Genomic DNA, 15,170 nt, shown 5'->3' with positions numbered 1-15,170 from the left:
GGATTATCTGTTAGAAGTCTTACCAGAACTTGTCTCAGAAGAGATCAAACGACGGTATCCTAACGATAAGACGGGGCAAATTAATACTCTTCTAGGAAGAAATCCACTGCTATTCGACAGTTACTTAACTGATGCTATGGAAATAGACGTAGATGCTTTATGCCAAGATAATCAGGTTATAATAGTAGGTATCATGGAACATATTGAAGAAGCAGGAATTCATTCTGGAGATTCTGCTTGTTCCTTGCCACCGCGATCACTCTCAAAAGAACTTATAGATGAACTCATCCATCAAACTACAGCCTTGGCTCAAGCCTTAAATGTTGGAGGACTAATCAATGTGCAATACGCTATCAAAGATGGCAAGGTCTATGTTCTTGAGGCTAATCCCCGGGCTTCCCGCACTATACCTTTTGTTGCAAAAGCCATTGGCTTTCCGATTGCAAAAGTTGCTTCCCGTATTATAGCGGGCGAAAGTCTTGATGATGCTACAAAAGCATACGGAGGAAAACCGGATTTACGAAAAATAAAGCATTTTGCAGTTAAAGAGTCAGTATTCCCTTTCTCTCGCTTCCTGGGTATCGATATCCTTCTCGGTCCTGAAATGCGCTCGACTGGAGAAGTCATTGGTATTGATCGTGATTTTCCTATAGCCTTTGCGAAATCACAATTAGGTACAGGAGTTGATTTACCACGCGGAGGCTCCGTTTTTGTATCTGTTCGAGATGCAGATAAAAAACGTATAGTCCCCACAATTCGCCTCCTTAAAGATCTAGGTTTTAAAATTCTAGCTACAGGAGGAACTGCTCGTTTTCTATCTACCCATGGGCTAGAAACAAAAAAGATCAATAAAGTACTAGAAGGAAGACCTCATATTGAAGATGCTATTAGCAATAGACAAGTTCACTTAGTCATTAATACCACCGAAGGAAACAAGGCAATTGAAGATTCTAAGTCTCTGCGAAGAACTACCTTGCTTAGAAAAATACCATACTATACTACTATATCAGGAGCAGAGGCGGCAGCTCAAGCCATTCAAGCACTAAAAGCAGGAAGCCTTGAGGTTTATAGTCTACAAAGCTATTTTGTTGATTATTAAAGGAATGTTGTAATATCTTATTTTGATATGGACGACGAATCATGCATAATATTTTATAAGCGACATAGGATTTATCTTATGTAAGAAAAATAAGAAAATGTTATTAATAAACTAATATTATAAATTCCATATGCCTCTTTTAAGCGGCATTTTTGTTGCAAGGATACACATTAATGGTAGAAAAAATTCCCATGACATCCAATGGATTGGCAAAGCTTCAAACAGAAATGCGTTGGAGACAACAAGAGGAGCGTCCTAGAATCATCAAGGCTATATCAGAGGCACGCTCGTACGGAGATCTTTCCGAAAATGCTGAATATACTGCCGCAAAAGAATTACAAAGCCAAAATGAAGGAAAATTAGGAACGCTTGAAGATATCATAGCCCGCGCTGAAGTTATTGATCTTTCAAAAATGTCCGGACCAAAAATTGCATTTGGAGCTACGATTAAACTAATAGAGGAAAATACGGAAGAAGAAAAGGTTTATCAGATTGTTGGAAATCAAGAGGCGGATGTTCAATCTGGACTTATTTCAATATCATCTCCAATTGCAAGAGCCCTTATCGGAAAAGAAGCAGGAGATACCATCGCAGTAAACGCTCCTGGAGGTCAAAGGTCCTATGAAGTTCTTGAGGTATTGTGGATCTGATTCACGTCGATCGTATCAATCTATTGATATGAGGAACGTGGATATCATTGCTCCCAATCTTAAAATACGACATTCAGGTGTTACTTCAAGTCTTTTAAATCTTATACCAAAACAACGTGAACTTGGACAACGCATTGTTGCCTTTGGCTATTGGTTTCCTAAAAACATAAAACACATTGGAATATTAGCATTGCTATCTTGCTGGCGAAAACCAGCTGGAGGAAGTGTCCGTATTTGGCATGCACGTCGCAACAATGAAATGCTTATGGGAGTGATAATGCGCGACGTACTGCGTATGCCCCTAAAACTGATTTTTACTTCATCTTCACAACGCAATCATACAAAATGGAGCAAATATCTTATTTCACGTATGGATACAGTAATCGCTACTAGTAAAAAGTCAGCCTATTTTATTAAAAGATCAGCAACCATCATCATGCATGGAATCGATACAAAACTTTTTTATCCCCCGGAAGATAAAACGCAGGCACGGCGTGATATAAAAATGCCTGGAAATGCTAAACTCATTGGTTGCTTTGGGCGAATCCGTCAATCCAAAGGAACGGAGCTATTCGTTGACTGCATGATAAACATCCTTCCTGCCCATCCAGAATGGATAGCTTTAATTATAGGCAAAACAACTCAAGCATACTCAACATTTAAAAAAAACCTCCAAGAGCGTATTTATAAAAATGGCTTACAAGAACGCGTATTATTCATAAATGAACAATCTTCTATAGAGATATGGTATCGTGCCTTAGATCTTTTTGTAGCTCCTCAATTACATGAAGGCTTTGGACTGACGCCGTTAGAAGCAATGGCAAGCGGTGTGCCAGTGATAGCGGCTAATGTTGGAGTATTTTCAGAATTATTAGGAGAAAAAAACGAAAAAGGCGGCGTAATCTTCCCGCGTGGAAATCTTCAGGCGCTTGAAAAATCCGTCTTGCACTTCATGAATGCAGGAAAAGAAACTTTAAACATAGGACTCAAAGGAAGAGCACGCGCAATAAAACACTTCCCCATTGAAAAAGAAGCGCGTAGCATCGGAAAAGTATATAATCATATTCTTTCAAGAGTGGACAATTACTCTTAACCGCCATAAACGAATAATAAAATAGAATATTCCCTCTCACAAGACCAGTTTTTTCGTGCCACCTTATCTATCTCTTTGTCAATGAGATAGAGTAGAGTGCCGTTCTGAACCCAAGATGACATATTCCCCCTAGAATTGATAAAAAACTTTAGACACCACTGAGTCCATCTGATCCTATGTAAGCGATTCGTAACATATTAGTTGAACCAGGAGTTCCTGCTGGCAATCCTGCAGAAACTATTATGCGATCTCCAGGATTTCCCAATCCCTCCTCTACAACAATACGACAAGCACGATTAATCATGTCGTCAAAATCACAAGCGTCTTCCGTAACCACACAACGCAAACCCCACACAAGAGATAATCTACGTGCCGTCTGAAGAATAGGAGATAAGGCCAAGATTACTATCTGCGAGCGCTCTCGCGCAGCTCGCAATCCAGTGGCTCCAGATGAGGTATAGCAAACAATAGCAGATAAACACAACGTTTCTGCTATCTGGCGCGCAGCTGACGATATAACATCCGCACCGGTTGCATTAGGCTTAATCTTGCGAAGCGACCGCATTTCCGACCAACTTGGATCACGCTCAGCAGAGGACGCGACTAATGCCATAATCTTCACTGCTTCGACAGGATAAGAACCTGAGGCTGTCTCCGCTGAAAGCATAATAGCATCAGCCTCTTCAAACACAGCATTTGCTACATCAGAGACCTCTGCACGTGTTGGGACAGGTGATGAAATCATCGATTCGAGCATCTGTGTCGCGATAACAACCGGTCTCCCTAATTGACGCGCGATACGAATTAACCGTTTCTGAATCCCCGGAACGGAATCAAGCGGCATTTCCACCCCAAGATCACCACGCGCCACCATAACAGCATCCGACAATTGAATTATTTCCTCTATACATTCAATAGCCTGAGATTTTTCTATCTTTGCCATCAAACCGACCCCTCGATCTTGAGGAATAATTTTACGAATCTCTAATAAATCATCTGGACTTTGAATAAAAGACAAGGCTATCCAATCAACCTCGGCAGTCTCCAATGCCGCGTTAAGATCTGCGCGATCTTTTTCTGTCAATACTTGTGACGTCAAAAATGTATCTGGAAATGATATCCCCTTACAATCAGAAATCGATTCACCAGATACCACTTTACACTTGATAAAATCCTCACCTTTTTCCTGTACACATAGCGTTAATTTACCATCATCAATCAGAATACGATCTCCCTCTCTGATAGATTTAAAAACCTCAGGATGAGGCAAGAAAACACGATTAGCATTTCCAAGGGCAGAATTACTGTCCAAGACAAATACCTGCCCTGGCTCCAAAACAGCTCTAGAAGCTACGAATTTACCAACACGAAATTTAGGACCTTGGAGATCTATTAAAATACCAATCGGACGTCGATACTTCAATTCTACCGTACGAATCTTTCTGATAAGATCACGCATCACATCGTGACTGGTATGACTCATATTAATACGGAATAAATCCGCACCTTTTTCATGCAGATCCCGAATAACATCCTCCGAAAAAGAAACCGGACCTAATGTAGCAATAATTTTAATGTTACGAAGACTTTGCATCTGTTCCATCCCTCTTACGACGCAGATGACTCGGTTAGATCAACAGTCCAATCCTCCTCGATTCCTGTATCATATTCAATAAATCCAACTTTTGAATAACCACGGGCATAACAATCTTCAATCCCAAGAATTTTAAATTCATGCTGACCTATACACATCTGGATATCACCCCTCCAATGTTCCCTACGCGCCATATCTTCAGCATATAAATAGTAATATCGAGACTCCAATCTTCCCTTTAATGGAAAAGCACAATCCTTGCTGCTGCTGTCAGGGAGAACGTGCCACCACCCTTCAGTCACCCATCCACCTTTCGAAGATGGATACCCTATAGCAATACTCACTAAATTCTTAGTATGATTACAAACTTTAAAATCAGCGAAAGACACGCTCGGGGGAAAAATCATAGCTCCAAGGAAAGAATACATCAAAAACCAACGAACCACACGATAAAACCTAAAAAAAACCAATATTTCTGATTCCCGATCCCAATTGAACCTTATCTCTCCATGAGATTATCGCAGAATTGGCGAATACATGTCAACGCACTGTATACTGAGAACCTCCATCTTACTCTCAAAAAAACCTTTCTCTGGAAAAATATTCTCAAAATCAATGCGCTATTTCCTGGAAAAAATCACTTCTATCTATTGCTCTCGTATAATTTGAGAAAGTTGAAGTGATTGCCTATCCTCTCTGATGTGAACGGACTCAATGAAGGTATTTTGGAAATGTTTTCTCTATATATTGATGAAAACAAGGAAGATACTCACTTTGTCTAAAGGTCAGTCGTGCCTAATCCCAATAATATGTATGCTCATATTTAAATCACACGCTGTTCTAGACCTTGTACTGAAATGGAATATAGGAAAATTCATTTGTCGTCCTAGTTTTTACGAGATCAATCAACAAAGAATTTCTGTACCTCATAATCTTTCCTCGCAAAGGAAGAATCTCTTGATTTCTACGATTTCTAGATTACTTGTCTGATCTGCTAGCTGAATCTCCTTCTACGATGAAGATTTCCATTTCTTTCACCATGCTTTTTGCAACAATTCACTCATTTACCAAGATTGGCTATCTTTTTTATGATTGTCTTTAAACTATTTAGATTTTTATCTTCAGGTCCATGATCATTCACTCTCACTGAGATGAAGAGTTCGCTATGCTGAACATATAATTTTATCCAAGATGTGACAGCATAATTTTCACTCTTTATACGTTTTTCCTTGAAAAACCATTGCAAGAAGCAAAACATATGATTGTCTTCTTTAGAAGAAGATTCTTCGACGAGCTTATTGCACAACGTATTTTATACAATGGGAAGAGATGAAGAAATATGCCTGCAGATCGCGACAAGAATCTCCTTGAGGGTTTTCCCAATATCCATTTAAAACAATATTTTGCTATATATAGTAACAAAAATTTTAGCGGCATATCTCAATGTTTTATTGCCGTGTGACAAATAGAATATCTCTATCACCGACGCTTGATATACAAAAATTAGTTCTGAAAATATTATGTAAAATCAAATACACTGATTGTAAAACAAACCTCTATTAGATCACAATATTAGAAAGCCTTTCAAAAAAGAAATTATCACAATAACTTTTGGAAGATATGCAATAAAAATCGGATGACATTACCAGAACTATTCAATTGAGATTCGTGTATTTAAACCCGTATCTTTTGAAAAGAATTAGCGATCCCTTTGAGAAAAAAGAAGAAGAAAGTCGTATCTGGATATCTTGTGAATCACTTCATATAGGGATTGTCGCATAAAGATGTTTGCATATTTCTTGCCTTTAAGCTTTACTCCTCGCCAAACTAAAGATATACTCATTTTCAGTTTTTTATTTTATTTTTTTATTAACTATTAATTACTATTGGGTGCGATTGCCTAAACATAAGAAAAAAAATGTTATTCCTCAGCTTAATATGTTTCCTATCATGGAAAAGGAGTTATAAAAATGGCTTTTATTCCGTGAAAAAAACTAGTTTAGAAAATAAATTTTACGTCTGCAGCAATGCAATCAAAAGACAAGGCCCTATTGAAGCATGACCTCATTTTCACATGAAAAGATATGGGAAGCTATAGATCGAATGGCGAAACGCCATAGCCTGACTCCTTCGGGCCTTGCACGCAAGGCAGGACTAGATCCAACTTCTTTCAATAAATCCAAGAGATCGGCAACTGAGGGGCGCAATCGCTGGCCTTCAACTGAGTCGATTTCTAAGATACTAGAAGCCACAGGCGAAACGATCTATCAATTTCTTGAATATCCACTATCTGATATAGGAAATACAGAACAAAAAGAGAGAGACATCCCCCTATTGGATTTTCCGCAAAGTGGCGCAGGTGGGTTTTTTGACCGAGGAGGATTCCCTATTGGAAAAAGATGGAACACCGTAGGCGTTCCCGAAATCCGCTCACCCCACAGCGGGATATATGCAATCCAAATCCAAGATACCAGTATGCTACCCCTTTATCGAAAAGGGGATATCCTGATCTTGAATGCGGCTATGCAAGTGAATTGTGGTGATCGCGTATTGATAAAACCTCGAGAAGGCGATATAACTGCCAAAGTTCTCATCAGCCGGAGAGAGCGCTCTCTTGATCTTATGTCATTAAACTGTTGCTATCCCGTAGACACCATAGACATGTCCGATATAGCATGGGTAGCAAGAATATTATGGGCAAGCCAGTAATAGCTTAGTGAGGGAGTATTGTTTAATTGCATGGATTCTTCTTACATGATCATTTAAGAAGCTATGCTCAAAAATGATCATGTAGCTGTTAATCTAAATTTCGCTTGGTATTGCGGACTTCAATCCGCAAAATCCTTTCTCTCGCACTGTATTGGTCTTGTGGAATATATTCTTTAATAACATAGCAAAGCCATCTTGGATATTTACAAGGAGTATATTTTTCCTTATACTCTTACTATAGTTGTGTTATGATCGATTTACAGATCTTTGATTGAAATGAACTAGCAATGAGAACCTCTCAAAAACCTAATTACTCCGAAACGCTGTACTTGCCAAAAACCACTTTTCCTATGCGTGCAGGATTGCAAAAAAAAGAACCGGCATTACTTGCACGCTGGGAGGAGATTCGTCTCTTTCAAAAAATACGCGAAACTGCAGCTGATCGTAAAAATTTTGTATTACATGACGGTCCTCCCTATGCCAACGGGTATACCCATATAGGTCATGCTTTAAATAAAATTTTAAAGGACGTCGTGGTTCGCTCATTTCAAATGCGAGGATTCAATGCCTGTTATGTACCAGGTTGGGATTGTCACGGGCTCCCAATAGAATGGAAGATAGAAGAGAAATACCTTGAACGTGGGAAAAACAAGAACGACGTTCCACTTAATGAATTTCGCCAAGAATGCCGAGACTTTGCCTCCAAGTGGATTAAAATCCAATCAGAAGAATTCAAGAGATTAGGGATAGAAGGAGATTTTAAAAATCCTTATACTACGATGGACAAAAAATCAGAAGCTCAAATCGCAGCCGAGCTTCTCAAAATTGCAAAAAATCACCAAATATACCGCGGGACAAAACCTGTTATGTGGTCCGTTGCAGAACGTACTACTCTTGCAGAAGCAGAAATTGAATATCATGACGTTGAAAGCGATGCTCTCTGGATAGGATTCCTCGCAAAATCAGCTCCCGATTATTTGATCGGAGCACAAATTGTTATTTGGACCACAACACCATGGACGATTCCTGGGAATAGAGCCATTGCTTTTTCATCACGCTATGACTATGGACTCTATAAAATCGCTTATCCTCAAAGCGATCCCGCATCTTGCAAAGAGAAACGACTAGTTCTTTCTAAAGCACTCGCACAGGAGACTATGGAAAAGACTAAGTTAACAATCGAATTCATTTGCGATGTAAAAAGCCAAGACCTCGCTAAAACAATTTGTTCTCATCCTTTCGAAAAACTCGGGTATACTTTTGCAGTACCGTTAATTGATGCCGATTACGTTGCTAATGATTGCGGAACAGGCTTTGTACATATGGCACCTAGCCATGGACTTGAAGACTTTAATGCTTGGAATACAGCAAAACATATCCTTCAATCTCACTCCATTGATACAAAAATTCCATCTCCTGTTGATGATAGAGGATTTTATACAAGCGATGCTCCAGGATTTTCAGGTGCTCGAGTCCTGAATGATTCTGGGGAAAAAGGAGACGCTAATGAGAAGGTCATTGCTGCCTTAATGCACACTGAGTCTCTTCTTTTCCGAGGAACTTTAAAACACTCATACCCTCATTCTTGGCGATCAAAGAAGCCCATAATATTTAGAACCACACCTCAGTGGTTCATGTATATGGACAAAAATTTGGGAGATGGCACAACTCTTCGTTCTCGTGCTCTTGTAGCTGTCAATAAAACAAAATTTTTCCCCAAAAGAGGACAAAATCGTTTGAGATCCATGATCGAAACACGTCCCGATTGGGTCTTGTCTCGTCAAAGAGCCTGGGGAGTTCCAATTTGCTTGTTCTTTAATGAACAAGGAGAAATTCTTTTGGATGAAGCTGTCAATTCCCGTATTCTGGAAACTTTTAAAAATAAAGGGACAGATTCATGGTTTGCTGATAATATGCGAGACTTTTTTCTTGGAGAAAGAGCCTCAGAAGGATGGATCCAATCAAAGGATATCCTAGATGTATGGTTTGATTCTGGATCCACCCACGCTTTCGTATTAGAAAATCGTCAAGATTTAACATGGCCAGCAGATGTATATTTAGAGGGATCAGATCAACATCGTGGCTGGTTCCAACATTCCCTGCTAGAAAGCTGCTCAACTCGTGGATCTGCTCCCTTTAAATCCATTATCACCCATGGATTTGCCGTAGATGAAAAAGGGCAAAAAATGTCCAAATCAAAAGGCAATGTCATTTCCCCTAATGAAATTATTTCTGAACTAGGATCTGATATCCTACGTTTCTGGGTGATGACTTCCGACTATAGCGAGGATCAACGCATTGGAAAAACCATCCTCCAAACCAATGTTGATGCATATCGCAAATTGCGCAATACAATTCGTTGGATGATAGGAATGTTAGCACATGACGAAGGGAAAGTCGTTTCTCCTTCTGATATGCCAGAACTTGAACGTCTGATGCTCCATCGAACAACCCAACTTGATCAATTAATACGCCATGGTTATGATACCTTTGAGTTCAAAAAAATCATTCGCACCCTGATGGATTTTTCTAATATTGAATTGTCATCTTTTTATTGCGATATCCGCAAAGATGTACTGTATTGTGATCCTCCCTCTAGTCTAACGCGCCTTTCCAGCATTGCAGTTATACGCATATTATGCAGATGTCTTATAACTTGGCTCGCACCTATGCTACCATTTACCACAGAAGAAGCATGGCTTTGCTTGGAACCAGAGGCACTATCGGTGCATCTTGAACAATTTCCTACCATCCCAACAAATTGGAAAGATATTAAACTTTCCGAAAAATGGGAAAAGATCCGAAAGATACGAAAAGTCGTTATGGGCGCCTTAGAAGTTGAGAGAAGGGAGAAAAGGATCGGCTCATCTCTAGAAACATCTCCTGTCGTTTACATCACCGATTCGTCTCTTCTTGATTCCCTTGAAGGACAAAATTTCGCAGAAATCTGTATAACTTCAGACATCACAGTTGTGAATGAGGAAGGACCCCAGGATTCATTCCGCATTGTTGATATCCCTCAGGTTAGCGTTCAATCTAAACCATCTATAGGAAAGAAATGCGCTCGTTCATGGCGTTTTACCCAAGATGTTGGTTCAGATCCAGAATATCCAGACGTGTCTGCTCGTGACGCAAAAGCATTGCGTGAGCTGGGATATCCAAAAGACCAAGAGGATTGATCTCCTTCCAACGCATGCCAATACCATGTTACGACACCTTATATAAGCATCCCTTTATATAAAAAGATCCGATCTGGACTTAGTCTCGTACAAAAAAATCACGCCATCAACTAAAGCTTGAAACCCAATATGGGATTATGAAAGACTCATCTTCATATATCATATTTAAAATACTGAATAATACTTTCAAAACAAAACCAAAATAATATTTTATATAGTCTAAAAATTATATGAATCGTATATACTTAGATAAAACATCAAATATAAAATAGTTAATCAAACTGAAAGAAATATTATATAATGGTTACCAAATATTAAATTCAATTTAAAATTTTAATAAACTATATTTATAGATAAAATTTTAAATATTTAAAACTATATGTAACGTAATATGTAATTATTATTTAAATTATAAAAAATATATTTAGTTATTTAGCAATGGAATTATTCTCATGTCTATTTCAGCAATAACCAATGATGAAAATCATCTTTCTTCCATAGAAAATACCGCAAAAAACTCTGCGCATAAAATTTTAAAAAGGAATCTTGCCACATCTACAATAACGGAAGCTGGTCGAACAATTGATGCCAACAAACAATTGATTAAGCATGAATCTCCCTATTTAGAAGCCGCAAAAGAAATCGGGATAAGCATGATACCTATTTATGGAACTATTCATGAATTTCAAAAAGGAAACATAGGATGGGGTATCTTCAGTGCAGTTACTGATGCCCTCTCTCTTATCCCAGTTATAGGTGCAGGTTGCAAGGCTACGGGCGCTCTGATTAGAGGCGGGGAAACTGCTATAAAAGGTATAGAAGCTTGTGTCGTAACTACTGAATCCATTAATGCAACAGCAAAAATCATGGCAAAAGACGCTTCTCAACAACTGACTAAGGATTCTAAAAAATATTCAGAAATATTTTCTTCCTCAAAATTTTTTGATATCCCCCTTCATGGAGAAGACATTCAACATAAAATACTATTGAATCTCTCAAAGCAACAAGCAACGAATATGTCTGAAAAAAACATAGCCCTTAAAGCTAAACAACATGAAGAAAATTTGAAAAATATCATATTAGCTTCCAAAAAATATTTTCAAGTAAAATCCTCTGTATAGATCTCAGATCTCTATACGAAAGAAGATAAATATTAAAAAGGAATTATTACAATGCCTATTTCAACAATAATCAATAATGAAAATCATCTTTCTTCCATAGAAAATACCGCAAAAAACTCTGCGCATAAAATTTCAAAAAGGAATCTTGCCACATCTACAATAACGGAAGCTGGTCAGACAATTAATGCCAACAAACAATTGATTAAGCATGAATCTCCCTATTTAGAAGCCGCAAAAGAAATCGGGATAAGCATGATACCTATTTATGGAACTATTCATGAATTTCAAAAAGGAAACATAGGATGGGGTATCTTCAGTGCAGTTACTGATGCCCTCTCTCTTATCCCAGTTATAGGTGCAGGTTGCAAGGCTACGGGCGCTCTGATTAGAGGCGGGGAAACTGCTATAAAAGGTATAGAAGCTTGTGTCGTAACTACTGAATCCATTAATGCAACAGCAAAAATCATGGCAAAAGAAGCCTCTCAACAAATAGCTAAGGACTCTATATCTATAGCTTCCAAGGATCTTGCTAAAACATCTTTGCGAGCAATAGATCCCGGACTAGAGTTATTATACAAGGCAAGTACAAATCTCACAAAGAGAGCAATAAAATTATCTGAAAAAGGTATAATAACCTCTTCTTCCAAAATCATTAGAACCGCAGAAATAATCTTGCCAACAGCAAAAATTGTAGAAAAAAACGCTTCTCTGAAATCTTCTAAAATCTTAGCAACAGATGCAATAAACACCGTTTTCAAGAAAAAAACAGGAAGCTCTTTGATCGAGAAAATAAGAAACATATCCAATCCTTTCAAAGGTTCCAAATGGCGTAGTTTTGACAAGCTTGAGAAGCAAAATCTAGCTAAGGAGTCCGAATTCCTTCATACGAACTTCCAGAAGGTGAAGATGCAAGAAGACCTCCTCAAAATAGATCCGCAGTTTCGAGTTGATTTCAAGCGCGCCAATTACACAATAAATGGACATATCATGTCCAGGGAGGGAGATATAGACCTAAGGATGAAGGATGTTGCAAAAGCATTTTCTGGCAACGAGGATGACATTAGACTGTTTTCTGCTTACGGGAACCAGTCAGTTTTAGCGGCTCCTCAAATTGCCTTAATCAACAAAATTAAAAATTTTAGCTCATATGGTTCATCAAACGCTAAAACTGTATACACAGTCAAAACCTTAGATAAAGGAAGATTAGAATTCATCGCTCAACATACAGCTGATCTACGTCATATTGATGAGTTTAAAACTGATGGCTTGAAATCTTATGGACTGCAAGTAAAAACAATTCTTTCTCAAAAGGAAGCGCCAAAACTAGAATATTCTTATTACGTGCGTTAATGGCAGCCACCTTCTGATCATGCTCCAAAAATCATAAAGGAATTATTGCAATGTCTATTCCAGAAATAACCAACAATGGAAATCATCTTTATTACATAGAAAATACTGCCAAAAACTCTGCGCATAAAATTTCAAAAAGGAATCTTGCCACATCTACAATAACGGAAGCTGGTCAGACAATTGATGCCAAAAAACAATTGATTAAGCATGAATCTCCTTATTTAGAAGTTGCGAAAGAAGTCGGTATAAGCATGATACCTATTTATGGAACTATTCATGAGTTTCAAAAAGGAAACATAGGATGGGGCATCTTCAGTGCAGTCACCGACGCTCTCTCTCTTATCCCAGTTATAGGTGCAGGTTGCAAGGCTACGGGCGCTCTGATTAGAGGCGGGGAAACTGCTATAAAAGGTATAGAAGCTTGTGTCGTAACTACTGAATCCATTAATACAACAGCCAAAATCATGGCAAAAGAAGCCTCTCAACAACTGGCTAAGGACTCTATATCTACAACTTCCAAGGAACTTGCTACAGCATCTTTGCGAGCGGTAGATCCCGGATTAGAATTATTATACAAGGGAAGTAAAAGTCTCACAAAGAGAGCAATAAAATTGCCCGAAAAAGGCTTGGTAAAAGCTGCAAAAACCTCTTCTACCAAAGCTATTAGCGCTGCAGAAACACTCCTTGTAGCAACAAAAAATATAGGCAAAAATGCTTCTTTGAAATCTTCTAAAATCTTAGAAAAAGGTGCAATAAACACCCTTTTCAAGGATAAAACAAGAAATATATTTCACAGATCCAAGCCTTTTGGAAAAAGTATATCCAATCTTTTAAACCATTCAAAATGGCATAGCTTTGATAAAATTGAGAAGAAAATTCTAGCTAAAGAGGCTCAGGACCTTCATAAGAACTTTATGAATTTGCGAAAAGGTCTCTTAGACGTAAATTATCAGTTTTTACGTGATCTATCCCGCACCAAATTCGTAATAAATGGAAATACCATTGCCAAGGGACCTTCGCTAAAAATACTTGAGGATGTTAAAACAGCATTTTCTGGAATAGAGGATAATATTCGACTGTTTTCTGCTTACGGGAATCAGTCTATTCTAACAGGACCTCAAATGATATTAGCCAGAAAAATTAAAAATTTTGGCTCATATGGTTCATCAAACGCTAAAACTGTATACACAGCCAAAACCTTAGATAAAGGAAGATTAGAATTCATCGCTCAATATACAGCTGATCTACATCATACTGATAAGTTGAAAACTGATGGTTTAAAATCTTATGGTGTGCAAGTAAAAGCAATTCTTTCTCAAAAGAAAGTGCCAAAACTCAAATATTCTTATTACGCGCATTAATAGTACTCTCTTCAAGCATATTCCAGAGATAATATCTGCATTTTTAACTTCGCAGATAAAAATTATTTGTGCGTGAATTTCTTTGCCATCAATATATAATCTGACCTATGACACAAGGAAGAGTCTCTTGGGAAGATGTTACAGAGATCCTTCTCTCCTCCAATCGTCATCTTATTTCCTATAAGAAATATTGTGATTCCATTTTCCCTCTACCCCCGCTATGAGCAAACAAAGAAAACCGAATCTTAAAATCAAACAACTGATTCTATATTCAATATTTTTAAAAGCCATCCTCTCTCAACAGACTGGACAATGCATACCTTATAATCATGTAATCCGTTCTCGTTAGATATAAAAACCGTTTCCTATTGAATTTTGAAATACAAACCATAAAATAGATACCAATGGAATCCTGTCTCTATCTGATATTGACGTTTTGGTACAAAATTCTTGCTCTATATTCAGGGTATATTCAACAAAAATATAGAAAGGATATAAAAAAACACTTGGTTTTTTGTCGATCTATTATCAGTGTTTAATAAATGAGAATACTAGTTCAATAATGGAGGAATACACATGTAACACAATCATCTCTGGATACACATTCATTTATCGTTGGCACTTACCAAAAAATATTAAATTATAGCCCTTTTCAAAAAAAAAGGCTTTTGATGATAAAATTACGCTGTCATGTTCCAAAAAAATGATTGTTTATAATGAATTATTATTTAAAACAGTATATTATCCTTGGAAAGGGTCCTAAACATATGTATATGGATCCGAAAATGGCGACCGCTCTTTGGGAGAAAACCGTTGATTGATGATAGAGAAAACAATGATAATCTCTTTTCGGAAGAGGGAGAATTCATGACCGACAGTCATCTGGCGTACTTTAGTTCAAAGCTCATCGCATGGAAAAAAGATCTCCTTCAAGAATCTTGCGAAGCGCTTCTCTCTCTTTCTAGGGACAACTCTTCCCATGCCGATGAGGCTGATCGTGCGTCATCCAGCGTG

Annotated in this window: 10 protein-coding genes and 1 pseudogene; 9 read left to right on the top strand and 2 right to left on the bottom strand. The window is 37.9% G+C overall.

The annotated features are described in order from the left end of the window. From H0G72_RS01400 to H0G72_RS01390, 3 genes are all read left to right on the top strand, one after another. The coding region (locus H0G72_RS01400) for an ATP-binding protein (protein WP_476384474.1) at positions 1 to 1,099 on the top strand (1,099 nt) is incomplete at its 5' end. Positions 1,100 to 1,272: 173 nt separating this feature from the next. Beyond that, positions 1,273 to 1,749: a transcription elongation factor GreA gene (greA, locus tag H0G72_RS01395; protein WP_182016867.1), complete on the top strand. Its 477-nt coding sequence runs from the start codon at positions 1,273 to 1,275 to the stop codon at positions 1,747 to 1,749. Further along, entirely contained in the window at positions 1,721 to 2,842 is a 1,122-nt protein-coding gene (locus H0G72_RS01390; protein ID WP_182016865.1) for a glycosyltransferase family 4 protein, read from the top strand. The genes greA and H0G72_RS01390 overlap by 29 nt, the downstream gene beginning before the upstream one ends. A gap of 148 nt (positions 2,843 to 2,990) precedes the next feature. Here the strand turns inward: H0G72_RS01390 and pyk are convergent, their stop codons facing one another. Together pyk and H0G72_RS01380 are read right to left on the bottom strand one after the other, a co-directional pair. Beyond that, positions 2,991 to 4,436 carry a pyruvate kinase gene (gene pyk / locus H0G72_RS01385; RefSeq protein ID WP_182016863.1) on the bottom strand — a complete coding sequence of 482 codons (1,446 nt, stop codon included), beginning with the start codon at positions 4,434 to 4,436 and terminating at the stop codon, positions 2,991 to 2,993. A 14-nt stretch (positions 4,437 to 4,450) separates the two neighbouring features. Continuing rightward, a complete protein-coding gene (locus H0G72_RS01380) occupies positions 4,451 to 4,864 on the bottom strand; it encodes a DUF1036 domain-containing protein (protein ID WP_182016881.1) in 414 nt (137 codons plus the stop codon). 1,630 nt (positions 4,865 to 6,494) lie between these two features. Between H0G72_RS01380 and H0G72_RS01375 the strand changes: the two genes are divergently transcribed. From H0G72_RS01375 to H0G72_RS01350, 6 genes and pseudogenes are all read left to right on the top strand, one after another. Then, on the top strand, positions 6,495 to 7,145 hold the full coding sequence (locus H0G72_RS01375; protein WP_182016861.1) for a S24 family peptidase: 651 nt from the start codon (positions 6,495 to 6,497) through the stop codon (positions 7,143 to 7,145). Positions 7,146 to 7,432: 287 nt separating this feature from the next. Continuing rightward, positions 7,433 to 10,324, top strand: a complete 2,892-nt coding sequence (gene ileS, locus H0G72_RS01370) for an isoleucine--tRNA ligase (protein WP_182016859.1) — start codon at positions 7,433 to 7,435, stop codon at positions 10,322 to 10,324. Between the two features lie 452 nt (positions 10,325 to 10,776). Beyond that, complete coding sequence (locus H0G72_RS01365; protein WP_182016857.1) at positions 10,777 to 11,445, top strand: hypothetical protein; 669 nt, start codon at positions 10,777 to 10,779, stop codon at positions 11,443 to 11,445. A gap of 51 nt (positions 11,446 to 11,496) precedes the next feature. After that, complete coding sequence (locus H0G72_RS01360) at positions 11,497 to 12,795, top strand: hypothetical protein (protein WP_182016855.1); 1,299 nt, start codon at positions 11,497 to 11,499, stop codon at positions 12,793 to 12,795. Positions 12,796 to 12,845: 50 nt separating this feature from the next. Continuing rightward, positions 12,846 to 14,156 carry a hypothetical protein gene (locus H0G72_RS01355; RefSeq protein ID WP_182016853.1) on the top strand — a complete coding sequence of 437 codons (1,311 nt, stop codon included), beginning with the start codon at positions 12,846 to 12,848 and terminating at the stop codon, positions 14,154 to 14,156. A gap of 816 nt (positions 14,157 to 14,972) precedes the next feature. Continuing rightward, a pseudogene (locus H0G72_RS01350) lies at positions 14,973 to 15,170 on the top strand (RNA polymerase-binding protein DksA); the annotation flags it as partial.

Source organism: Candidatus Liberibacter sp. (genome assembly GCF_014048425.1).
GTDB lineage: Bacteria > Pseudomonadota > Alphaproteobacteria > Rhizobiales > Rhizobiaceae > Liberibacter.
This window is presented reverse-complemented; position numbering and strand designations above follow the sequence as displayed.